This window comes from Shouchella clausii (genome assembly GCF_002250115.1).
In the GTDB taxonomy this organism is placed as follows: Bacteria; Bacillota; Bacilli; order Bacillales; family Bacillaceae_D; genus Shouchella; species Shouchella clausii.
In genome coordinates, this window is the sequence record NZ_CP019985.1 from 3,922,334 (window position 1) to 3,944,137 (window position 21,804).

The 21,804-nt window shown below is 45.1% G+C and carries 21 protein-coding genes, 1 pseudogene and 1 riboswitch; of the genes and pseudogenes, 3 read left to right on the forward strand and 19 right to left on the reverse strand.

What is annotated here, in order from left to right; genetic code table 11:
* Positions 1 to 16: 16 nt before the first annotated feature.
* Genes BC8716_RS19175 through BC8716_RS19185 form a run of 3 tightly spaced genes read right to left on the reverse strand, consistent with a single transcriptional unit; the run spans position 17 to position 1,946 of the window.
* Positions 17 to 589 (reverse strand): DUF2087 domain-containing protein, encoded by a 573-nt coding sequence (locus tag BC8716_RS19175; protein WP_094428314.1) that lies wholly within the window; start codon positions 587 to 589, stop codon positions 17 to 19.
* A gap of 24 nt (positions 590 to 613) precedes the next feature.
* Positions 614 to 1,195, reverse strand: coding sequence for an SMC-Scp complex subunit ScpB (gene scpB / locus BC8716_RS19180; protein ID WP_011246659.1), 582 nt, complete (start codon positions 1,193 to 1,195; stop codon positions 614 to 616).
* Entirely contained in the window at positions 1,176 to 1,946 is a 771-nt protein-coding gene (locus BC8716_RS19185) for a segregation/condensation protein A (protein ID WP_094428316.1), read from the reverse strand. The genes scpB and BC8716_RS19185 overlap by 20 nt, the downstream gene beginning before the upstream one ends.
* Positions 1,947 to 2,092: 146 nt before the next feature.
* On the opposite strand from BC8716_RS19185, the gene BC8716_RS19190 reads away from it, so the two are divergent.
* On the forward strand, positions 2,093 to 2,563 hold the full coding sequence (locus tag BC8716_RS19190) for a DUF309 domain-containing protein (protein WP_094428318.1): 471 nt from the start codon (positions 2,093 to 2,095) through the stop codon (positions 2,561 to 2,563).
* A gap of 87 nt (positions 2,564 to 2,650) precedes the next feature.
* Here the strand turns inward: BC8716_RS19190 and ribH are convergent, their stop codons facing one another.
* Genes ribH through ribE form a run of 3 tightly spaced genes read right to left on the reverse strand, consistent with a single transcriptional unit; the run spans position 2,651 to position 4,987 of the window.
* A complete protein-coding gene (gene ribH, locus BC8716_RS19195; protein WP_094428320.1) occupies positions 2,651 to 3,124 on the reverse strand; it encodes a 6,7-dimethyl-8-ribityllumazine synthase in 474 nt (157 codons plus the stop codon).
* A gap of 11 nt (positions 3,125 to 3,135) precedes the next feature.
* Positions 3,136 to 4,329, reverse strand: coding sequence for a bifunctional 3,4-dihydroxy-2-butanone-4-phosphate synthase/GTP cyclohydrolase II (locus tag BC8716_RS19200; protein WP_094428322.1), 1,194 nt, complete (start codon positions 4,327 to 4,329; stop codon positions 3,136 to 3,138).
* 13 nt (positions 4,330 to 4,342) lie between these two features.
* Positions 4,343 to 4,987, reverse strand: a complete 645-nt coding sequence (gene ribE / locus BC8716_RS19205; protein ID WP_094428324.1) for a riboflavin synthase — start codon at positions 4,985 to 4,987, stop codon at positions 4,343 to 4,345.
* Positions 4,988 to 5,119: 132 nt separating this feature from the next.
* A riboswitch (FMN riboswitch) is annotated at positions 5,120 to 5,270 on the reverse strand.
* Between the two features lie 552 nt (positions 5,271 to 5,822).
* Between ribE and BC8716_RS19210 the strand changes: the two genes are divergently transcribed.
* Positions 5,823 to 6,875 carry an enoyl-CoA hydratase/isomerase family protein gene (locus BC8716_RS19210; protein WP_169715971.1) on the forward strand — a complete coding sequence of 351 codons (1,053 nt, stop codon included), beginning with the start codon at positions 5,823 to 5,825 and terminating at the stop codon, positions 6,873 to 6,875.
* 209 nt (positions 6,876 to 7,084) lie between these two features.
* Here BC8716_RS19210 and BC8716_RS19215 read toward each other — a convergent pair whose 3' ends face one another.
* From BC8716_RS19215 to BC8716_RS19245, 7 genes and pseudogenes are all read right to left on the reverse strand, one after another.
* Positions 7,085 to 8,545 (reverse strand): CoA-acylating methylmalonate-semialdehyde dehydrogenase, encoded by a 1,461-nt coding sequence (locus tag BC8716_RS19215; protein WP_094428326.1) that lies wholly within the window; start codon positions 8,543 to 8,545, stop codon positions 7,085 to 7,087.
* The gene (locus BC8716_RS19220; RefSeq protein ID WP_094428328.1) at positions 8,542 to 9,447 is read right to left on the reverse strand and encodes an NAD(P)-dependent oxidoreductase; all 906 of its coding nucleotides are present in this window, start codon (positions 9,445 to 9,447) and stop codon (positions 8,542 to 8,544) included. The genes BC8716_RS19215 and BC8716_RS19220 overlap by 4 nt, the downstream gene beginning before the upstream one ends.
* A gap of 202 nt (positions 9,448 to 9,649) precedes the next feature.
* Complete coding sequence (gene prpB, locus BC8716_RS19225) at positions 9,650 to 10,558, reverse strand: methylisocitrate lyase (RefSeq protein ID WP_094428329.1); 909 nt, start codon at positions 10,556 to 10,558, stop codon at positions 9,650 to 9,652.
* Between the two features lie 19 nt (positions 10,559 to 10,577).
* Positions 10,578 to 12,011 (reverse strand): bifunctional 2-methylcitrate dehydratase/aconitate hydratase, encoded by a 1,434-nt coding sequence (locus BC8716_RS19230; protein ID WP_094428331.1) that lies wholly within the window; start codon positions 12,009 to 12,011, stop codon positions 10,578 to 10,580.
* Between the two features lie 22 nt (positions 12,012 to 12,033).
* Positions 12,034 to 13,155 carry a citrate synthase gene (mmgD, locus tag BC8716_RS19235; protein WP_094428333.1) on the reverse strand — a complete coding sequence of 374 codons (1,122 nt, stop codon included), beginning with the start codon at positions 13,153 to 13,155 and terminating at the stop codon, positions 12,034 to 12,036.
* Positions 13,156 to 13,528: 373 nt separating this feature from the next.
* Positions 13,529 to 13,726 (reverse strand): annotated as a pseudogene (locus tag BC8716_RS22865) (IS30 family transposase); the annotation flags it as partial.
* 119 nt (positions 13,727 to 13,845) lie between these two features.
* Positions 13,846 to 14,949 (reverse strand): DUF3810 domain-containing protein, encoded by a 1,104-nt coding sequence (locus BC8716_RS19245; protein ID WP_094429305.1) that lies wholly within the window; start codon positions 14,947 to 14,949, stop codon positions 13,846 to 13,848.
* Between the two features lie 951 nt (positions 14,950 to 15,900).
* Between BC8716_RS19245 and BC8716_RS19255 the strand changes: the two genes are divergently transcribed.
* The gene (locus BC8716_RS19255; protein WP_169715972.1) at positions 15,901 to 16,773 is read left to right on the forward strand and encodes a LysR family transcriptional regulator; all 873 of its coding nucleotides are present in this window, start codon (positions 15,901 to 15,903) and stop codon (positions 16,771 to 16,773) included.
* 17 nt (positions 16,774 to 16,790) lie between these two features.
* On the opposite strand, the gene BC8716_RS19260 is transcribed toward BC8716_RS19255, so the two are convergent.
* The 6 genes from BC8716_RS19260 to spoVAE form a co-directional block, all read right to left on the reverse strand.
* Positions 16,791 to 17,258, reverse strand: coding sequence for a TspO/MBR family protein (locus BC8716_RS19260; protein ID WP_094428337.1), 468 nt, complete (start codon positions 17,256 to 17,258; stop codon positions 16,791 to 16,793).
* Positions 17,259 to 17,468: 210 nt separating this feature from the next.
* On the reverse strand, positions 17,469 to 17,903 hold the full coding sequence (locus BC8716_RS19265; protein ID WP_011246645.1) for a peptidylprolyl isomerase: 435 nt from the start codon (positions 17,901 to 17,903) through the stop codon (positions 17,469 to 17,471).
* Positions 17,904 to 17,976: 73 nt separating this feature from the next.
* Positions 17,977 to 19,308, reverse strand: coding sequence for a diaminopimelate decarboxylase (gene lysA, locus BC8716_RS19270; protein ID WP_094428339.1), 1,332 nt, complete (start codon positions 19,306 to 19,308; stop codon positions 17,977 to 17,979).
* 104 nt (positions 19,309 to 19,412) lie between these two features.
* Positions 19,413 to 20,882, reverse strand: a complete 1,470-nt coding sequence (locus tag BC8716_RS19275; RefSeq protein ID WP_063609350.1) for a spore germination protein — start codon at positions 20,880 to 20,882, stop codon at positions 19,413 to 19,415.
* The gene (spoVAEA, locus tag BC8716_RS19280) at positions 20,863 to 21,450 is read right to left on the reverse strand and encodes a stage V sporulation protein SpoVABEA (protein WP_063609349.1); all 588 of its coding nucleotides are present in this window, start codon (positions 21,448 to 21,450) and stop codon (positions 20,863 to 20,865) included. Before spoVAEA ends, BC8716_RS19275 begins: the two co-directional genes overlap by 20 nt.
* Complete coding sequence (gene spoVAE, locus BC8716_RS19285; RefSeq protein WP_063609348.1) at positions 21,447 to 21,803, reverse strand: stage V sporulation protein AE; 357 nt, start codon at positions 21,801 to 21,803, stop codon at positions 21,447 to 21,449. Before spoVAE ends, spoVAEA begins: the two co-directional genes overlap by 4 nt.
* Between the last annotated feature and the right edge of the window lies 1 nt (position 21,804).

A 21,804-nucleotide genomic window follows, 5' to 3' on the forward strand; every position in this document is an offset into this window, starting at 1 on the left:
GGCTAGAACAAGTTGATTAAACAGGCCACATCTCTCGAGGGTTTAGTTCATACTTCCCGTTTTCCCGGAACATAAAATGGGACATGACCCATTCGCGGCGGACAGTGGCATAATCATCGTAAAACTGTTGAATATGATTGTTAATGTCCTCTTCCGTATAAACTTTCCCAGTCCGCAGTCCCTTTGTCATATATTCAAGCATAATCAGTTTCTTTTTCCGCTGTGCAGGCAACGTTTTCAGCCTGCCATTTGCCAGCAAAAAATTTCCGATGACTTTTTGTTTGACTTCCTCATCTACCTCGATTGCTCCAAACATGTCTTCACTACCAAGCAACACAATCGCTTGCGCCATTTGCATTAATTTCTTTTCATGCAAATAGAAATAAATCGTGTTTTTGTCACGCCTTTGGTAAATTAAATCAATTTCACGCAGCTTGGCAATGTGATGAGAAATAGTTGGCGGTTTTAAGCCGAGTTTTTCTGCGATCGCCTGCCCGTGAAGAGGCCCATCTTTTAACAAAGCAATGATGCGCAAACGAGTTTTGTCTCCAAGCGTTTTGTGAAAATTGACAAGCCGGTTTAATTGCATCGCGCAAACCCCTTCATTGCTGTTTTACAAGTCAGCGTTCAACTTTTCAAAGAACAAATCCGTTTCATCCTGTTCTTCTTCATTTAAATCAAGCTCTTTTAAATCAGGCAAGTCCGCTAACGACTCTAAACCAAAATGGTCTAAAAAATACGGTGTCGTGCCATAGAGGATTGCCCGGCCTGTCCCAGACGCCCGACCGCACTCTTCAATTAACAGTTTTGATACAAGCGATTGCAGCGCTTTCTCCGACTTGACTCCCCGTACTTCGTCAATTTCAGCCCGTGTAATTGGTTGCTTGTAAGCAACAATCGCCAGCGTTTCAAGGGCCGCACGGGAAAGACCGCCGTGGATCGGCGATGAAGCCAGCTTTTTATACATATCAGCATGTTCTACCTTTGTTGTCAGCCGATACCGGTTGGCAAGACGCGCTAACCGAATGCCTCGCTCCTCTTTTGCCATTTGTTCTGAAAGCACTTCTAGCAATTGAATCACTTCGTCTTCACTAATTTCAACTAGTTCGGCCATTTCTGTTGGCGAAATGCCATCATCACCTGTGACAAACAGCAAACCTTCGATTTTTGCGAGCTTACTTGCTTGCATGCTCATCACCATCCCATAAGTAAATCATAATTTCAGCAAAGCTCTCCTCTTGCACACAATGGATCGCCCGTGTTTTAATGAGCTCAAGCATGGCCAAAAACGTGACAATCAGCTGAGACACATTGCCAGTCTCATACAGCGTATGGAACGGAGCCTTGCCTGAATGGGCCGATAGCTCGTCCAACAGTTCGTTCATACGAAGTTCAATCGACTGTTCTTCACTCTGAACCGTTTTCGTTTTTGGTGCATTCCATGCATTGCGCTGTAGAAGCTTCTGAAACGCGCCAAGCATATCGGCAAGTGTGACGCCTTCGATTTGGAGCTTCCGTTCTTCTTCTTCACTTAAAAAAGCGTCCAAATCGTTTGGAGGTCTCGTATGGACTAAGCTGCGCTGTGCTTCTTTTTCTTTTAATTGTTCGGCCGCTTCTTTAAAAGCCCGATATTCCAAAAGCTGCTCAACGAGTTCATCCCGAGGGTCTTCTGCTTCCATCCCCTCGTCTTCGTAAAACAATTCCTCGGGCTTTGGCAAAAGCATTTGACTTTTAATGTGCAAAAGCGTGGCCGCCATGACTAAATATTCGCTTGCTAAGTCAAGCTCAAGTTCTTGCATTGTATGGATATAGTGTAAATATTGGTCTGTAATTTTTGCTACAGGAATATCATAAATGTCCACTTCCGCCTGCGCGATCAAATGGAGCAACAAATCGAGGGGCCCTTCAAAAGAATCTGTTTTTACGTTATAAGTTGTTGTGTTCACTCAATCACCACATTAGATTTGGACATCTTAAACGAAAGCAACGGTCCTCTGCTTTCGTGGCCAATTCGTTTCTAGCCACAAAAAGTCGACTCACGCTAGAAGTATACCATAAACCACTTTTTTGCAACAGCAAAGGGGAACGAACGATGTACAAACAGCGCTATCTTGATTTCCTCTATTATTTTCATGCGGAACGGGATTACTTTGAATGCCACGAAGTGTTAGAGGCAGAATGGAAATCCGTTCCGAAAGACAAGCGCGCTTCTTGTTGGGTCACGCTCATCCAACTAGCGGTCGCCCTTTATCATGTGCGAAGAGGGAACATAAAAGGAGCAGCGATTTTGTATCGCCGCTTGCTCAAACGCGTTCCTGTAGAGGCAAACGACCTTTACGAACTAGGCCTAAATGCAAGGACGCTAAAACAAGATATGAAAACACGGCTCGCCCATTTAGGCTCTAATTGTTTTGAGGACTACAACCTTCCGATATGGGACACAGCCTTGCTTGCAGCATGTCAACGCCACGCTGGAAAATCGTGGTGTGCTCCAAGCAATCTCGCTGATGCCCAACTTATTCATAAGCACATACTACGCAATCAAAATGGCAATAAGGGGTAGAACAGCAGAAAAAACGGCCCCTTTAGGGCCGTTTGAGATAGTCGACAAAGTCGATCACCGCATTCTGACTGATAGAAAAAGCTGCCGTTATTCGGCCTCAAACTGCTTCGCTAGATTCGCCATTTCAATCGCTGCGCTTGCTGCTTCCCATCCTTTGTTTCCTGCTTTTGTGCCTGCTCGTTCAACAGCTTGTTCGATTGTATCCGTTGTTAAGACACCAAAAATGACTGGAATCCCAGTTGTTAAAGCCAATGAAGAGACGCCTTTCGCCACTTCATTACAAACGTAGTCAAAATGAGGCGTCGACCCTCGTATGACGGTCCCTAAAGTGATGACAGCATCGTATCGGCCGCTTTCAGCCATTTTTTTGGCTGCAAACGGGATCTCGAACGCTCCTGGAACCCAAGCTACATCGATATCGCCTTCATCTGCTCCATGGCGGATTAACCCATCTTGCGCGCCGCCGAGAAGTTTGCTTGTAATAAATTCGTTGAAACGACCCACAACAATTCCGATCTTTAATCCAGATGCCACCAAATGGCCTTCATAATTTTTCCCCATTTAAAGTCCTCCTATAAATTGAGCATATGCCCAAGTTTTTCTCTTTTCGTATGCAAGTAACGTTCATTTTCAGCTACAGCTTCCATTTGCAGTGGCACACGCTCAACAATGTTTAAATCATAGCCTTCTAGCCCTGCAATTTTTCGAGGGTTATTCGTCAAAAGCCGCATGTCACGGATGCCTAAATCACGAAGGATTTGCGCCCCAATCCCGTATTCGCGCAAATCCGCTGGAAATCCAAGGCGCTCATTCGCTTCCACCGTATCGTAGCCTTCCTCTTGCAACTTATAAGCGCGAAATTTATTGATTAGCCCAATCCCGCGGCCTTCCTGTTTCATATAGAGCAACACGCCTCGTCCTTCTGCTTCAATTTGCTTTAGCGCCGCGTGCAACTGCGGACCACAATCGCATCGTTTTGAGCCAAACACATCGCCAGTCAAACATTCGGAGTGAACACGAACTAGAACAGGTTCACCGTTTCCGACGTCCCCTTTAACAAGGGCGACACTTTCTTTGCCGTCTATGGAATTTGTATAGCCAACCGCTTTAAAATCGCCATACTCAGTCGGCAACGAAATAGCCACTTCTCTTGTGACAACTTTCTCCGTCTTACGGCGGTAAGCGATCAAGTCTTTAATCGTCACCATCGGCAAGTTGTGCTGATCGGCAATGATACGCAACTCAGGCACTCTAGCCATCGAACCGTCTTCGTTCATTACTTCGCAAATAACGCCTGCCGGTTTCGCTCCACAAAGTTTCGCAAAGTCAACAGCGGCTTCCGTATGACCAGCCCGACGTAGCACACCGCCGTTTTTGGCAACAAGCGGGAAAACATGCCCTGGCCGTTTAAAATCACTTGGCAGCGCATTGGCATCTGCTAGAGCGCGGACCGTTTCTGCCCGCTCAAAAGCGGAGATGCCAGTTGTCGTACGTGAATGGTCGACGCTCACAGTAAATGCTGTTCCATGTGGATCTGTGCTGTGAGACACCATCTGCCCAAGCTGCAGGCGTTCAGCCTGCTCTTCTGTCAAAGGGACACAAATAAGACCGCGTCCGTGTGTTGCCATAAAATTGATTGTTTCAGGGGACGCCGTTTCAGCAAGAGCCAAAAAATCCCCTTCATTCTCCCGGTCTTCATCATCTACAACGAGGATTATTCCCCCTGCTTTTAATTGTGCGATCGCTTCATCAATCGATTCAAACACGTTGTTCTCCCCTTTACATATAGCTATTTTCTTTAAGAAGCTGCGACAAAGGCGTACGAGCGGCACTTTCTTTCGGGGCAAGCAGTTTCTCAACGTATTTGCCGATAATGTCGCATTCCAAATTGACATGGTCACCAGGTTTCTTTGTGCCCATAATGGTCATTTCAAGTGTGTGCGGAATAATCGAAATCGTAAAGCTTGTATCAGTGACGGCAAACACAGTCAAACTCGTTCCATCAACAGCGATCGACCCTTTTTGAACAATATAGCGAACAAGTTCTCGGTCTGCTTCCACTTCGAATAGCACAGCATTCTCAACTGGTTGTCTTTTTTGAATGATGCCGATGCCATCGACATGGCCGGAAATGATATGCCCGCCAAAGCGGCTGCCGACAGCCATCGCCCGTTCCAAATTAACAAACTGGCCAGGAACAAGCTGTTTGATCGTTGTCGCTTCGTATGTCTCTGGCATGACGTCTGCTTGAAATTGGCTTTCAGATATCGCCGTAACCGTTAAACAAACGCCATTCACAGCGATGCTGTCGCCGATTGCCGCGTCCGCCAGAACGGTTTTGCAATTAACGGCCAATGTCATCGCTTTGCCTTTTTTTGACACAAAAGCTACTTTGCCCATTTCCTCAATGATCCCTGTAAACATAGTCATGCCCCCTTTTAAATAGAAAAAACCCTGAAGAACATGTCTTCAGGGTACAGGAAATAAACGTATGGCTTCATACGTTTTTGCGCACAACAAATAAAGCAAACAGAACTGTTTTTTTAAACGTTTGCGCTCGAACTTCTCCCATCCAGACTATTACTGTCGGCTCTGGATTTGCACCAGATCCACCGCATGCACAAGTAATGCTTATGCGGGTCACGGACTAAAAGGCAATTGCCTTATCACCGCCGGTCGGGATTTACACCCTGCCCCGAAGTTGAGTATTATTCACTTGTAATTGGTTCATCAAGTAAACCAAGATTATCATTGGAAAATAAAAAAAGCAAGGACTTTGCTTCCTTGCTTTTTGATCATGTCGTTCATTCACTAGAGCTCGTAGTAAATAAAGTTCGAACAACGCAAAAAAGCAAAGCACTTGGTCATCATCGCCATTCTACGTGCTTTGCCTGCTTATAAGCTTCTCTATTCTATCTTCTTGTTCCGTTAGAAGAGACAAAAAGCTAGACTCTATGGAATTTTTTGCTAACAAGACAACGAAAGCCCTTCCTCTCGATCGTCCTTGCGGCTCCGAGGCCGCGCCAGTTTGAATTGCATGTACAAAAAGTCTTTTCCCTGCGCCTGAAAGGAGGCGGTGTAAGTGATAATAGACGGGAGGCATCAACTCCCGCAGGCAGAAAAAAGTAGCCTAGCCTTATATAAATAATCATTATAACGAAAAAGATGGCGCAATGCAAGTTGAAATGTTTTGCATTTCCGCTAAAAATGCGTCAAAATAGAAAAAGAAGCGATTACTTTTTAATGATGGGGTGAAGCAATGTCGACCAATATGCGATTTGAAAAATTAGATACTGGGGTAGGAGTCATCACACTTGCCCGTGAAAAAGCGTTGAATTCACTGTCTTATGACATGGTGAGTGGCATGTTGGCACAATTGCAACAGTGGAAACAGGATGATGAGGTTGCACTCGTTCTTCTTGAAGGAGCCGGGAGCAAAGCTTTTTGTGCTGGCGGAGACATTAAAGCGCTTTATAACGCCCGGGACAGCAAAAACGGAATCGAGGAAGCAAAACATTTTTTTGCCCATGAATACGAACTTGACCTGCTCGTTGCCACCTACCCCAAACCGATCGTCGCCCTTCTTGACGGCATTGTGATGGGAGGAGGCGTTGGCCTTAGTTACGGCGCGAGTCACCGCATTGTCACCGAGACAACGAAGTGGTCTATGCCTGAAATGAACATTAGCTTCTTTCCCGATGTAGGGGCCTGTTATTTTCTGAGCCTTGCTCCTGGGTATACAGGGAGGTATGCAGCACTGACTGCTGCAATGCTAACTGGAGAAGATGCGATTTTTCTAGGGTGCGCCGACTATTATACGAAAAGAGAAACGATTGAACCTCTTCGCAGTCAATTGCTTAGCACCGACTGGACAAATAGCGAACAAGATCTGGGTCAAGCACTGCACCTTTTTTTGCAGTCATTCATTGCAGAACCGCCAAAAAGCGAATTGGCGATGCTGCAAGCGAAAATCGATCAACATTTTTCCCACAGAACGGTCGAAGCCATTATCGCTTCACTTGAAGAAGCGAAAGCGGATGAATTTGCCCAAGATTGCGCCAACATATTGCGCAGCAAATCGCCTTTATCACTAAAGGTGACACTCGCCCATTTAAAACAATCGAAGACATCTACGCTTGAAGAAACGTATGAAACCGATAAGCGCCTCGCTTTGCGCTTTTTACGTTGCGATGATTTTTATGAAGGCGTACGGTCTGTATTAATCGATAAAACGCGTATGCCCAATTATCAGTATAAAACAATCGAAGAGGTACCTGACGAATTAGCGCTTTCCTTTTTCCGTGAACTGTAAAGTCGCTCCCACCACTCAGACTGATAGAAATGGCTTCTCAGATGAAACATACAGTTAGCAATGTTTTTCAACTTTGCGCTGTCAACACATTTGAGAAGCAACAAATGATCTGCCTACAGTCTGAGCCACCTGCCTTTTGCAGGTGGCTCTAAAAGTAGACACGCTGATTTTGTTTTCAAGTGGTTTTTAAGCGTAACGAGGTTCCTTTATTAATTGAACCAGCGTTCTGTAACGACTTTTTTCCTTGTATAAAATTGGATGCCGTCACGTCCATTTGTGCCAAGATCGCCAAAAAACGATGCTTTATTACCGGCAAATGAAAAGAACGCCATTGGAGCAGGCACATTCACATTAATGCCAACCATTCCGGCATCGATTGCATTTCGAAAGTGTTGTGCAGCCTTGCCGCTTGATGTATAAATAACGGCTCCGTTCGCAAAGCGAGATCGGTTCGTTAAAGCAATTGCCTCTTCCAAATCTCGCACACGGACAATGCTGAGCACTGGTGCAAACAACTCTTCTTGCCAGATCGTCATATCCGGTGTCACGTGGTCGAACAAAGTTGCGCCAAGGTAATAGCCGGCTTCCTCGCTCGTTGCGTTGCGGCCGTCAACCAACAGCTCTGCCCCTTGCTCTACCCCTTGTTCAATGTATTTAACAACTTTGTCTTTATGGCTTTGGCGAATGAGCGGGCCGACAAAATGTTCATCGTTTTTGCCGTTGCCGACTGTCAATTTCTTCGTCTCTGCCGTTAGTTTTTCGATAAAAGCATCCGCTACTTCTTCAACGACGGCGACGACGGAACAAGCCATGCACCGTTCGCCACTCGATGCAAATGCGGCACCAATGACCCCTCGGATCGTCTTATCTAATTCACAATCAGCTAAAACGACAGCGTGGTTTTTTGCGCCTGCAAGGGCCTGAACTCGTTTGCCATTTGCCGTACCTGTTTCATATACATAGCGAGCCACTGGCTCAGAGCCGACAAACGAAATCGCTTCAACGTCAGGGTGGTTTAACAAGCCATTAACCACTGCTTTGCCGCCATTCACTAAATTCAACACACCTCTTGGCAAACCGACTTCATGCATAAGCGAGACAAGTTGTTCAGCTAAAAGCGGTGTCCGTTCAGAGGTTTTTAGAACAAATGTATTCCCTGCAGCAATCGCAAGTGGAAACATCCATAACGGTACCATCATTGGAAAGTTAAACGGCGTAATGCCAGCAACAACGCCTAAAGGATAGCGCCAAATCGAACCGTCAATCCCGCTGGCAATATCGGGAAGAGCGTCGCCCATCATCATTGTCGGTGTCGACGTAGCCAGCTCCACACACTCAATGCCACGCTGGACTTCCCCTCTAGCATCCTTGATCGTCTTGCCGTTTTCTAGCGTTATCAACTGCGCCAATTGCTCCCTATTTTCCTTTAGCCGCTCCAAATACGCAAACATGTACCGAGCACGCTCGGGAACAGGAACTGTTTTCCATGTTTCATAGGCCCGCTTTGCGCTCGCCACCGCCTGTTCAACATCACGTTCGCCTGAAAGAGGCACGTAAGCAATGGTTTCCCCCGTTGCCGGGTTTGGCACGACTTCCGTTTCAGCCGTAGATGCTTCCACCCAAGCGCCGTCAATCCAGTTTTTCACCGTTTTCACTTTCGTTGTGGTCATCGTTTAGCCACTCCTTCCGCTTTAAAGGAAATCGTCTGTTCCCCAATCCGTTCAAACAACACGGCCATGTCCTTTTCTCCAAGCCCTGCTTGCTCAGCGTCTGCATACAGTTCAACTAAAGCTTCACTAATCGGCAATTTCACGCCACGCTCTTTCGCTAGATCCATCGCAAAACGCAAATCTTTATTAAGCAACTTTAAGGCGAATCCAGGTTCATAATTGCCAGTTGCCATAAACGACTTATAGTTTCGCTCATAAATGCGGCTCTGGCCATAACTAACATTTAGGACATTAAACAAAAAATCCAAGTTTAAGCCGCTCTTTTCGGCAAGCGCCAATGCTTCTGCTACACCGGCCGTGTAAAAGCCAATCAACAAATTATTGATCAACTTTGCATTGGTGCCGCTGTCATAACTTTCACTAATATGAAAGACATTGCTTCCTAGTTTCATTAGGTGGTCGGATACCGCCTCAAGCAATTTTTTTGGACCGCCAACCATGAACGTCAAGGTTCGGTTTTCCGCACCAACGACGCCGCCACTAACAGGAGCTGCCAAAAACGATAACCCTTTTTCTTCTGCCGCTTGCCCAATCCGCACTTCAAGCTCTGGGGCAACTGTGCTCGTGTCGACAAATAAAATGCTCGAAGGGGCCGAAGCGAATACACCCTTTTCTCCTAAATACACATTTTCAACCGCTTCAGAAGAGGGGAGGCTTGTAAAGATAAGCTCGCTGGCCAGCACGATGTCTGCCAAATCACGGGCCCGTTTTCCCCCAGCCTGTTCAAACGCTAAAACCGAAGTTTCATTGATGTCATAACCAACTACTTCATATCCAGACTCAAGCAAATTTTTTGACATTGGCATGCCCATATTGCCTAAACCGATGAACCCGACTTTCACGACATCTCCCCCTCTGGTAATGTTGTCGACATTACGTAAGCTTAAGAGCCTGCCAAGTAGGCTCTCAAATGATAGGCAAACGCTCGCATACTTCGTCGTTTGCCTCGACATCCTTCATAATAATCATTTCTGCAAAAACACACGTTTTATCAATATTTAACAGACAAGTGCTTTCTACCAATCCGTATGATTTTGCAACGTATTACTGGTCGCTTGTTAATACCGTTTTTGCGACAGACGCATCCAACGCTTCAAATTCATCGTATGAAATCGCTTCGTATAACTCGCTGCGCTTTTGCATGTCAGCCAAACTTGCTTTTTGCGTGCCGTTCTCCATAATATCGGTAAACACACGTTCATATGCTTTGGCCGCTACGCGAAGCGATGTGACCGGATAAATGACCATCGCAAAGCCCATCTGTTCAAATTCCTCTGCTTTGTAATAAGGCGTTTTGCCAAACTCCGTCATATTTGCAAGCAAAGGCGCTTCGACTGCTTCGGCAAAGGCACGGAACTCTTCTTTGCCTTGCAACGCTTCTGGGAAAATGCCATCCGCGCCGGCATCGAGATAAAGCTTGGCGCGGTCAATAGCTGACTGAAGTCCTTCCACGCCCCTTGCATCGGTGCGAGCAATGATGACTAGCGACGGAGCCGCTTTTTTCAAAGCAGCAATTTTTTGCGCCATCTCTTCAGCCTGAATCAGTTTTTTTCCGTTCAAATGGCCACATTTTTTCGGCAAGTCTTGGTCTTCCATCTGTACAGCAGCAACGCCAGCTTCAACCATTTCCACCCCTGTTCGGGCAACGTTCATCACACCGCCAAACCCAGTATCGATATCGACTAAAAGCGGCAGGTTTGTAGCCCGCACTATTTCCCGTGCTCGGGCAGCGACTTCGTTTGAATGGACAATCCCAAGATCAGGCAATCCTAAGCTCGCCGTAAAAGCAGCTCCTGACAAATAAAGGCTGGTAAAGCCCGTTTGTTTTGCGATTAAGCCAGCCATGGCATCATGTGCACCTGGAATTTGCAAAATTCTCTTTTCTGTCATCTGTTTGTAAAATGACGTTGCTAGTTCTTGTTGTGAGCGTGGTTCGTCTACAATCCAAGGCATTGCAATCTCTCCTCTCCTTCTATAAGGCAAACAAGTCTGTAAAAGCCGGCACTGACATGTTGCCTAAGTCTTTGTTTGTACACGCCTCAAGGATTGCTTTTTCTTGTTTTTGTGGGTAATGGCTAGCGATATTTGCTGCGAATTTTGCCTGAATAGCAGGGACGGCTTCTTCGCGACGGAAACGATGACCAAGTGGATATTCAATTGTTACTTGGTCCGTTTTTGTACCGTCCTTAAAAAAGACTTGCACTGCATTGGCAATCGACCGTTTTTCTGGATCTAAGTAGTCTATTGAAAACTGTTTGTTTTCCGTGACAACCATTAAATCGCGAAGTTGGTCCACGCGGGGATCTTGGGCCATTTCATCTTCATAGTCATCTGCGACAATTGCACCCTTTAACAGGCCAATTGCTGTAATGTATTGCAAACAATGATCCCGATCAGCAGGATTGTAAAGCGGCCCTTTTTTGTCAATGATGCGGATTGCCGATTCATGGGTATGGATTTCAATACGGTCAATCTCATCCAGACGGTCACGGACTGACTCATGTAACGTGACTGCCGCTTCAGCTGCCGTTTGCGCGTGGAATTCAGCTGGATAAGACACTTTAAATAACACATTTTCCATGACATATGAGTCCAGCTTACGGGCGAGCACGACTTCCTTTTTATTAAAAAGCACGTCTTGGAAACCCCATCCAGGAGCAGATAGCGCCGTTTTATAGCCCATCTCGCCTGTTAAGGCAGTCATTGCTAAAAAGACACCTCGGCTAGTCGCGTCCCCGGCCGCCCATGATTTCCGGGAGCCTGTATTCGGAGCATGGCGGTATGTGCGCAACGAGGAATTGTCAATCCACGCATGGGAAACGGCGTTTATAACTTCTTCTTTTGTACCACCAAGCATTCCGGCAACAACAGCCGTAGTCGCTACTTTAACGAGGAGCACATGGTCAAGGCCAACTCGGTTAAAGCTATTTTCCAGCGCAAGCACGCCTTGGATTTCATGAGCTTTCACCATCGCGATTAACACATCTTGGATCGTCAAAGGCGCTTTGCCTTCCGCTATGTTTTTTCTGCTTATATAGTCCGCCGTCGCTAAAATGCCGCCAAGGTTATCCGATGGGTGCCCCCACTCAGCAGCAAGCCACGTATCGTTGTAATCAAGCCACCGTATCATCGTACCAATATTAAAAGCGCCCCGAATCGGGTCTAGAACATGGGATGTGCCAGGAACTTTAACGCCATTTGGAACAACCGTCCCTGGCACAACTGGTCCAAGCATTTTCACACATTCCGGATAGCGGAGGGCGAGAATGCCGCAGCCAATCGTATCAACAAGAACGTGCGCTGCGGTTTCTAGCGCCTCTTCGCTTGTAATCTCCTTTTTTAGCACATATTCAGCAATTTCCTCTAAAAGCAAGTCTGTTTTTCTTGTATCCGTTTTCAAGTCCATGCAAAAAACCTCCGTTGTCCCTTCATTTCTGTACAGATGTATAACGTGGCCCTGTATACTTAACCCGAGGCCTAAATAACTTGTTGTTTCGATGTTGCTCGATTACATGGGCGCTTAGCCCGGCTGTCCGGGAAGAAAAGAAAATAGGGGTATACAAGCTGATTGGGATGCCTAACATCCAGTATACCGGGGCGGCATAATAGTCTAGATTTGGATAAAGCCCCTTCTCTTTTGCCATAAGAGCCTCTCCCGCCTCGCACATTTTCAGGAGTCTGTCATCTCCAGCAGCTTGTGAAAGTTCAGCAAGCGCCTCTTTCATAATAAGAGCCCGAGGATCGATTTTTTTCATATACACTCGGTGGCCAAATCCCATTATTTTCTCTTTTTTCTTTAACTTATTCGATAGAAGCGTTTCAAACTCTTCAGGTGAGTTTGCATCAAGGAGCATATACATAACTGCTTCATTGGCGCCGCCGTGCAAATGCCCTTTTAAAGAAGCAACTGCCCCTGTAAGGGCGCCATACATATCTGAAAGTGTGGAGGCGATGACTCGCGCTGCAAAAGTGGAGTTAGGCATTTCATGCTCAGAATAGAGCAACAGCGATTGGTCGAACACACGCTCTTCTAATTCGCTTGGCACATTTCCAGTAATCATGTATAAGAAATTGGCGCTATAGGAAAGGGAATCTTTTGGCGTTAAAACTTGTTTCTTCTCAAGGATGCGGTAGCTGTTAGCAACAACTGCTGGCAACTTCGCCAGTAGTTCATAGGCTCGTTCACGGTTTGCCTCTTCACTGCGGTCATCTAGCCGTGTATCAAACCCTCCTAACACAGAAACGCCTGTCCGCAGTGCATCCATTGGATGTGTCGATGCAGGTAACCGTTTTAAAACGTCCAAAACAGCTTCTGGCAAGTCATACGAACCGCTTAAACGTTCTGCTAATGCTAGCCGTTCTTGTTCCGACGGCAATTCACCCTTTAACAATAAGTGGACAATATCCAAATAGCCATTTGTTTTTGATAATTGAATCAAGTCATAACCGTGGATGATGATTTGTCCTTGTTCCGTGTCGAGAAAAGATAAATCGGTTTCTGCCGCAATCACTCCGTCCAAACCTGGATGATACGTTTGTTCAACTTGCATGCGATCCCTCCTTTTTCTTTTTCCGAGTAAAACGATAAGTCTAATTAAATAAAGCGCTTACATAATTCGACGAAATTCACCTCCAGCTGCCGTATACGACTTCGATGTGTTCATCCGTCTACTTAAATGTAACATACTCTAAATTCACTCGGCAATAATCATTTACTTTTTGCTGCGATTCTGGAAACAACCTTCTACCCACAAAGATTGTTGTTCGCTCATGGCACGCGTTTCTCTATTTTCTATTAGGAAATATGCACACCTGTTTCAAAAAAGGAAGGGATTAACATCCAAGGAGTATCGTAAGATGTATGTTTAGGCGGGTCCGATTAACTGCTCTGAAAAAGATAGGCACAGCGGTCGATCCCAGTTTCAGCTTTCGGATGGCTTCCTCCATAGAGACGGCCGTTCGGTCGGGCATGGGGATAGCGCAATACCAACGGGTTTTTCGTTCGATAAAGGTCGCCAGGCAGCCTTTGCTTTTCCCATGACCCGATATGACCGTATCCAGTTCCCAATGACCGAAGGTCTCTCGTTTTCGGATCTCTTTATGCCTCTGCTTGATGGATGTCGGTGAAGCGCCCACGGTTTTCATAGGGTTTTTGATTTTACCGAGGCTCCAGCATATAGAATGGGGAATACTCTTATTTTGTTTATTTTCACTCACTCCTAATAATATTTATACTTTATTTAATTATACTTCTCTATCCCTCGCTGCTCTGCCAGCAATAAATTTACCATATCACTATAGCTATTCAAACCGTCTGACTGATTATTCGCCTTCAGATATAAGTCATTTACATTTCTTGAAATACTTGAAATAACACCCTCATACTTATCCCGGTACTGCTCATTTTGTTCTATATCATGCTGCACCGCCTTGGACAGACTGGACATTATATCAGACGCCTTATCTGGATCAACCTTTTTTAGCTCAGATATAGAATAATCAAATGCTAGAAAAAAACCACTATAAAGCATCATTGGATCGTCCTGCTGCTTACATGCCAGATAAGCTATAAAATTTGCCTCATCCTCATGCATGAAACCACTCTGATGTGCCAATTCATGTGCCATAGTAGCAGGCGCCAAGAAAACTGGCACATTAACATTGATATTAGATTCAAAAGTAAAAGGGACAAAAATACCATGTATCCCTGCATGCGACATTAGTTTTGACATCACAACTGGTTTTGGTGTTGAATATAAAGAATGCTCCAAAATGGGATATTTCTTTGATAACATTTGCATCGAGAACACTGCTTGTTGTGCATAGTAATCAAAAACCTCTGGTACTTGAACCAAAAGATCAGTATCCGCTAACTTTTCCCTTGCCAATTCCATTTCAACGGCAAGCGACTTACTCAATTTGACCAGTTCCTCCTTGCTGTAGTTTTCTTCTTTATTATATTCGGTATAAGACAAAAAAGAATATCTGTGATAGTTTATTCCACCCAAAATAGTATAACAAAAATATATCACGCTACAGATCGTAACTATTCCTAGAGTACCACGATAAACTACCATCCTACGTACACCTTTACTCATGATAACCTTGCGCACATAATAAACTATATAAAATAGCAAAAGGAACACAACCAACACTACGAGCCATTCACTAACAGAAAATTTGACCCAAGAAGGTACAAATCCTACTGTTTTTGACAATAACGGATATACAGACCTACTGTATTTTTCCGCCCAATCCTGATGGTTCTGCGCGTATTTTGTCAGTATATAAGCTATAACTCCAAGTGAGATCCACGGCAATCTCTTAAGTAAAAGCTTTTTCATATTTAACACAATGATCACTCCAATAAGAGTCTGTTTTTCCAATTACACTATGCCCACTCATTAATATATCTGTGATAGAAGTTTTCGTATAATGTTCCGCGCTACCAATATAACCATTCACATACTTAGTTTCGTCTAGTAAATGATTTATCACTCATTTAATAGCAGAACTGTAATTCCAGGACAAAAACCAGCTCCTATGTAATATACACCGTTAGCTTTTGCTCCTGACTCAATAATAAACCATTGGAAGCATCAATAATATCAGTAAGTGAAATAATTAGTGATAGCAGATTTTCGTATACCATTTTTGCATTTTCTGCTTGTTCGCCTTTGCCCTCTCAAAAATCTCTTTTTCGATGTTAAAACTCTTAACAACTTGATTTCCAGATAATTTATCTTTAATAAAAGATACACAACTTTTTCGTATAGCTTTTCGAAAATTGTTTATTGCTGGATCAGATATTTTGGGTAGAACCATCACGAGCGATCATCTGAATAATTTCATCATTCTAAATATATCATTTTCCCCCCCCCATGCGCGGAAACTATTTTCTTGACTGACAAAGAAGTATTCTCTGCCCCGTTCCTTCTATATCTTATAATTTCAGTAATTATTGCTGCGATAGAAAGCTTATAACCTTTTCCCACAACTTCGAAACTGCCTTAATTGCTTTAATAGAATCTTCACCAAGTTCAAAGAAACTGCTTCTATTCCAAAACTGGTGATATTCCTAATATTTCTTCAAATACTATAGATAAACAACTTTTGTACCAATCGCCGTAGCACGGCAGCCAGATCGATCCTGTTTTTTCCATTTATCCACCCTCCTTAACATTTGAATCCTTCATTCATGGCATTACACACTTCAATTGTTGCTGCAAAACGCCTGTTTTTGTAAACTAATGAAAAAAGCAATGATACCCATTGCTTGGAAAAGAGATGGTTGGATGCGACTCGAAGAGGACTTATTGATTGCAACGCTAAGCGATGAGGGGACCATTCGCGGTGCTTCCCGCAAGTTATACATATCCCAGCCTGCTCTCAGCCAGCGGCTTAAGCAAATTGAACAACGCTTTGGGGAACCGCTGTTTATCCGCACCCACAAATCACTCATTCCCACACCAGTCGGGGAAGAAGTGATTGCCTTTGCCAAACGCCGTGTTCAAGAAGAAAAACAACTACAAGACCGTCTTAGCAAGTTGACAGGAACCGTACGCGGTACGCTTTCACTAGGGATCTCATCTGTCATTGCCCAATATGTATTGCCAAAGCCGTTGCGTGCTTATGTGAACGCTTATCCCGATGTCAAAATCGATTTGCATACCGGCCTTAGTTCTGCTATTTATCAAAACAGGCATCATACGCACCTTTCGATTATCCGCGGCGATGTCGATGATAAAGAAGGGCTTACGCTGCTATTTTCTGAACGGCTTTACTATGTCCGCCGCGCCGATACCGAAAAACCAACTGTGTTCATTTCTTTTCAAAGCGACGATGCCTTTCAATCGCTCATTGAAGAATGGCTATATGCTGAGGCTGCCCATTCGACCTTACAAACGATCAACGTTGACCAAATTGAAACATGCAAACAATTAATGGCAAACGGCATTGGCGCTGCCATTCTTCCAGAGGTTGCTGTCCGCGACTTGAACGGAAACGACTATATACGTGTGCCATTGGACGTAAACGGCAAGGAAACGATGCGTAGCACTTGGCTTCATTGCCCAGAAAGCCACCGTTCCCTTCCACAAGTAAACGCGTTTATAACGTTTTTACAAGGGGCATTGCCGCCATCCCCTCTTAAAAACACATCCAATTAAATGCGTTGACTACATGGTTACAAATTCATTGAATAGATTGTAAAGGATAAGATGGTCGCAAATACACTCCATAAAACATAAGGCAAAAGAAGGTAGCTTGCCACTTTGCTATATTTTTTTGCTACGATCATTAATGCCAAGGCGGTGAGGGCTACAAACAAGGAGTCAATCGATGCAGCCAACAAGTTCTTTTGCGTAAACTGGAAATAGCTGAATGCTTGATTAATCACATAATTAATTAAAAGTGCAAACCAGTAGCTTTTTGCACCTTTAAATCTAAAGGCTGCATATACAATAGCAGCAGAAAGGGAGATTAGGACAAACAGGATAGCCCAAATGACTCCAATTGTAGATCCATTTGGCGTCCATTCTGGCTTGCTCAGTGAATGGTACCATTCTTGATCAACTGGAAACAGGTAATCGGCTGCTGAAAAAAGCGCGTAAGTAATAATAAAAACCGCTATGGTGCCGACAATTTTCTTCATGCTCTAACCTCCGTATTATTTATCATGCCCCTCAGCTTGTAAAACAATCCCTCGTGGTGTTGGCTAGGGTTACCAGTGGTTTAGATCAATCACTTGTTTATGAATGGGCGTCTGTACTAAAAAAACAATACGTCAAATGATTTTTATTCTAAGTTTGTTTATTTTGCAGCAGAAAGCCCTGTCGTGATGACAGGGCTTTCTGCTGTACACTTATTCTTCCCAAACTTTCACTTCTAACATAACATCGCCTTGTTTGATGCGGTACACACTGTCTAGTCCTTCTACAACTTGCCCGAACACCGTGTGCACACCATCAAGATGGGGTTGAGGCTCATGGACGATAAAGAATTGGCTGCCACCTGTGTCTCGGCCGGCGTGTGCCATTGAAAGCGCCCCCGGAACATGTTTATGTGGGTTGCCTTCTGTCTCGCATTTTATCGTATAGCCTGGACCACCTGTTCCATTTCCATTCGGATCTCCCCCTTGGGCAACAAATCCAGGGATCACACGGTGGAATGTAAGACCATTGTAAAATCCTTTATTGGCCAGCGTTTCGAAATTTTCTACAGTACCAGGCGCGGCGTCCTCATAAAATTCGATGACAATCTTTTCACCGTTTTCAAATTCAATGCTTCCTTTTTTCATCCAAAAACCCTCACTCTCAACTATGAAGTAGCGGCAAGCGCTTGTTCCATTGTACACAAATCTCCAGTAATTCTCAAACGTCACTCGTTTCTTTTACATTCGCTTGATAAGAAAGATCGAGCTTAGTTAAATCCTCATAACTTTCCCGTTGAATCACTAGTTGATCTGCCCCGTCTTCTACAAATACAACAGCCGGGCGCGGAATGCGGTTGTAATTATTTGCCATTGAATAGCCATATGCACCGGTACAAAACATCGCTAGAACGTCGCCATGCTGCACCTCTGGCAGAGGCATATCCCAAACAAGCATATCGCCGCTTTCACAACATTTTCCGGCTACAGAAAATGTTTCTTCTGCTTTGTCGTGGGCGCGGTTGGCAAGCAATCCTTCATATTTCGCATCGTATAAAGCTGGGCGCAAGTTATCGCTCATTCCCCCATCTACAGATAGATAGCGCCGGACATTGGGAATATCTTTCGTTGACCCAATTGTATACAGCGTTGTAGCTGCATCCCCGACAAGGGAACGCCCAGGCTCAATCCATATTTCCGGGATGGCCAAACCTAGACGGTCAGCATGTTTTTTTGTTTCTTTTACAATTTCTCGAATGTACGTTTCAGGCTCTAGTGGCTTGTCTCCCTCTACGTAACGGATGCCGAAGCCACCGCCGAAATTGAGCACACGCGGGACAAAATCGAATTCTTCATGCCAACCTTGAAGCTGGTTAAAGACTTTTTCAATCGCAAGCACAAAACCTTCTGTTTCAAAAATTTGCGAACCGATATGGCTATGGACGCCAAGCAAATCAATAAATTTGCTGCGTTCGGCAATCCGAGCCGCCTTGTCCGCCTGCCCGCTAGCAATGTCAAATCCGAACTTTGAATCTTCTTGCCCTGTTGCGATAAATTCATGGGTATGAGCTTCAACCCCTGGAGTCAAACGGAGCAAAATTGAAACCGTTCGCTCCATGTTTGTGGCGAGTTGCTCAAGCAATTCTAATTCGTAAAAATTGTCCGCGACGATACAGCCGATTCCCGCTTTAATGGCCATTTCTAATTCCCCTCGGCTTTTATTGTTGCCGTGGAAATGGATCCGCCCTGGCTTGACGCCTGCTTTTAGGGCGGTAAACAGCTCGCCCCCTGAAACAACGTCAATGCTTAAGTCTAGTGAGGCGGCTAGTTGGTACATGGCAATGCAGCTAAAAGCCTTGCTTGCGTAGGCAACTTGGTAGGAAACCCCTTCTGCCTCAAATGCTTGTTTAAAAGCGTGGGCTCGTTCTTTTATGAGGGCCGTGTCATAAACAAACAAGGGCGTATCGTATTTTTTTGCTAAATCCACTGTATCGACGCCGCCAATTTCCAAATGGCCAGCTTCGTTAATTGTCATTGTCCCGTGTAAATACATGGCTCCACTCCCTTGTATCCCTTTAAAAAAAGCAACTTCAGCCAAAAAGGCTAAGCTGCTTTTTCGCGTTTTTCCACTAGTGTATCAAATCCACGTTCATTTGGCTACTCGCTTGTTGGCGTTTGCCTAATTTTATCTTGTGGATGGACAATGCTTGGCCTCCACCTGAGCGATGGCACCGAAGCCCTGCACAACACTTGGTATAATGCCGGCGGGTCAAAAGGCAAAAATGGCCATAAGTAAGGGCGCTGCAAAGGGGCGAGGCGCACAAGTGAAAAAAACAGCAATGTCATTGCGACGACTAAGCCCATTCCGTCCAAAAAGATGACTGATAAAATTAAGCCGTAGCGTGCTATCCTAAGCGCTACGCCGAGCTCATAACTTGGAGTGGCAAACATGCCAATTGCGCCAAGAGAAACATAGAGAATCACTTCTGCCGTAAAATAGCCAACTTCAATCGCTATTTCGCCAATCAGCAAGGCGGCGACTAGCCCTAGTGCAGTCGCTAATGGCGAAGGCGTATGGATTGCAGCCATCCGCAACAATTCAATGCCAGCTTCGGCAAAAATAACTTGCAGTGCAATTGGAATGTTTTTATTTTCGTTTACGCCAATAAAATCTAGAGCGGGGGGCACCATTTCTTGATTGATGGCGAGAAGCAACCAAAACGGCACAATTAAAAGGGAAAACAAAATGCCAACTAGACGCATCCAGCGCAGGAACGTCCCAACTGCTGGAGCCTGCCTGTATTCTTCCGCATGCTGCACATGATGAAAAATTGTCGCTGGCGTTATGACGACAGACGGGGATGTGTCGACAATGATGACGACATGTCCTTCTAAAATATGGGTAGCTGCTACATCGGGCCGTTCGGTGTAGCGCACTAAAGGAAAAGGGTTAAGGCCTTGTTTGACAATGTATTCTTCGACGACTTTGTCTGCCATTGTCAAGCCGTCGATGTTGATCGCTTTCAATTCTTTTTTAATGATTTTAATAAAGCCAGGGTCGACAATCCCATCTATATAACAAAGGCAAATATCGGTTTTGGAGCGGACGCCAACTTGCATAATTTCTTGCCGAAGCCGCTCGTCACGAATGCGGCGCCTGGTCAACCCTGTGTTAAAAATAATATTTTCCGTATAGCCATCCCGTGCCCCGCGGACAACACGCTCTGTATCTGGCTCTTCAGGACCCCTTCCTGGATAGGAGCGGACGTCGGCAACAAGCGCTTTTGCCTCCCCGTCTACAATGACGAAGATCAGCCCTGACAGCACTTGAGTAATGGCGCGGTCCATTGATTCGGTTTCTTCCACTTGGATATGGGCCAAATGATTTTTAATCGTGACAAACGGTTGTTCGACACGGCGCAATCTGCCTTCAACTTCCATGAGTTCGCGTAAAATTTCAATGATATACAAATTGTCGACAAGACCTGTCAAATAATAAATGCCGACTTCTCTGTTAAAAATTTTTAGCTTGCGAACGCCAACGTCAAAGGATTGATCAAGACCGAGCCTTTGCTTTAATATCGCTTCATTCTCGGAAAAGTCATGGCTAAAGTTCATCGGTTTCATCGGGGACTTCACGGTATCCACTCCTTTCTAAAATCATTTCTAACGCTTGCCGCGTCACAGGCGCCCCGCGTTTGACATCATCAAAGCGTGCCATCTTGCCAATATCGCCGATGCCGACTATATAGGGAATTTGCAGTTCATCAAGAATAGAAACGGTATCGCCATAAATACGCCCTATTTCCAGGTCAGGCACCCCTTCTTTGTCGACTCCGTACCCAGTCAGTTCGCCTGTTCGGTCAACAGAGACATCAACATGGGCCCACTCTTTTGCATGTGTTTTAGAAGCAACTGCTACCGCCCCGATGATATCGATCTGGTCGTGGCCAGCAAGATAGCGCATCGCTTCTTCTCCCGGCCCGTTATCACGCCAGCCACAATCATCAAACATGACTAAAATTGGTACGTCGGGGGCAGACAAGATCAACGTAGCAAGCTGTTCGCCAGCTAACGTGGAGGGATTGCCAGATGAAGCGCTAATGCAGCGGCAACCAAGCTCTGCCGAAAGGAACTCAAGTACTTTTTTAGCTGCTAAATCCCCGTCTGTCACAAAAATAACTTTCCTCTTCATCCTGTCGAACCCCTAGGCTTGAAAAACAAGGCCGCTGCAACGCTAAACAAGATCGAAAACACAATCGTTGTTGAGGCAATTTCAAACACTCCGTCTGTGATCTTAAACAATCCCTTTGCCCCTTCTTCCATCGCGCCATGAACAAGAGAATAACCAAACCCTGTTAAAGGAACAGTGGCACCTGCTCCAGCAAGCTCAACCAAATGCTCGTACAAATGAAAGCCATCAAGGACGATTCCCACTATTACCATCACGACGAGCATTTGAACAGGGGTCAGCTTTGCTGCGTCGAGCAAAACCTGACCGATTAAACAAATGGCTCCACCGACTAAAAACGCCCATAAAAACTCCATT

Excerpts from the sequence above, each read along its gene's own strand:
- BC8716_RS19275 (WP_063609350.1), bottom strand. The coding sequence starts at position 20,882 with ATGAAACCGATGAACTTTAGCCATGACTTTTCCGAGAATGAAGCGATA.
- ribH (WP_094428320.1), bottom strand. The coding sequence starts at position 3,124 with ATGGGGAAAAATTATGAAGGCCATTTGGTGGCATCTGGATTAAAGATC.
- BC8716_RS19260 (WP_094428337.1), bottom strand. The coding sequence starts at position 17,258 with ATGAAGAAAATTGTCGGCACCATAGCGGTTTTTATTATTACTTACGCG.
- spoVAE (WP_063609348.1), bottom strand. The coding sequence starts at position 21,803 with ATGGAGTTTTTATGGGCGTTTTTAGTCGGTGGAGCCATTTGTTTAATC.
- BC8716_RS19255 (WP_169715972.1), top strand. The coding sequence starts at position 15,901 with ATGCGACTCGAAGAGGACTTATTGATTGCAACGCTAAGCGATGAGGGG.
- ribE (WP_094428324.1), bottom strand. The coding sequence starts at position 4,987 with ATGTTTACAGGGATCATTGAGGAAATGGGCAAAGTAGCTTTTGTGTCA.
- prpB (WP_094428329.1), bottom strand. The coding sequence starts at position 10,558 with ATGCCTTGGATTGTAGACGAACCACGCTCACAACAAGAACTAGCAACG.
- BC8716_RS19190 (WP_094428318.1), top strand. The coding sequence starts at position 2,093 with ATGTACAAACAGCGCTATCTTGATTTCCTCTATTATTTTCATGCGGAA.
- BC8716_RS19175 (WP_094428314.1), bottom strand. The coding sequence starts at position 589 with ATGCAATTAAACCGGCTTGTCAATTTTCACAAAACGCTTGGAGACAAA.
- spoVAEA (WP_063609349.1), bottom strand. The coding sequence starts at position 21,450 with ATGAAGAGGAAAGTTATTTTTGTGACAGACGGGGATTTAGCAGCTAAA.
- BC8716_RS19215 (WP_094428326.1), bottom strand. The coding sequence starts at position 8,545 with ATGACCACAACGAAAGTGAAAACGGTGAAAAACTGGATTGACGGCGCT.
- BC8716_RS19230 (WP_094428331.1), bottom strand. The coding sequence starts at position 12,011 with ATGGACTTGAAAACGGATACAAGAAAAACAGACTTGCTTTTAGAGGAA.
- scpB (WP_011246659.1), bottom strand. The coding sequence starts at position 1,195 with ATGAGCATGCAAGCAAGTAAGCTCGCAAAAATCGAAGGTTTGCTGTTT.
- BC8716_RS19245 (WP_094429305.1), bottom strand. The coding sequence starts at position 14,949 with ATGAAAAAGCTTTTACTTAAGAGATTGCCGTGGATCTCACTTGGAGTT.
- mmgD (WP_094428333.1), bottom strand. The coding sequence starts at position 13,155 with ATGCAAGTTGAACAAACGTATCATCCAGGTTTGGACGGAGTGATTGCG.
- BC8716_RS19210 (WP_169715971.1), top strand. The coding sequence starts at position 5,823 with ATGTCGACCAATATGCGATTTGAAAAATTAGATACTGGGGTAGGAGTC.
- BC8716_RS19265 (WP_011246645.1), bottom strand. The coding sequence starts at position 17,903 with ATGAAAAAAGGAAGCATTGAATTTGAAAACGGTGAAAAGATTGTCATC.
- lysA (WP_094428339.1), bottom strand. The coding sequence starts at position 19,308 with ATGTATTTACACGGGACAATGACAATTAACGAAGCTGGCCATTTGGAA.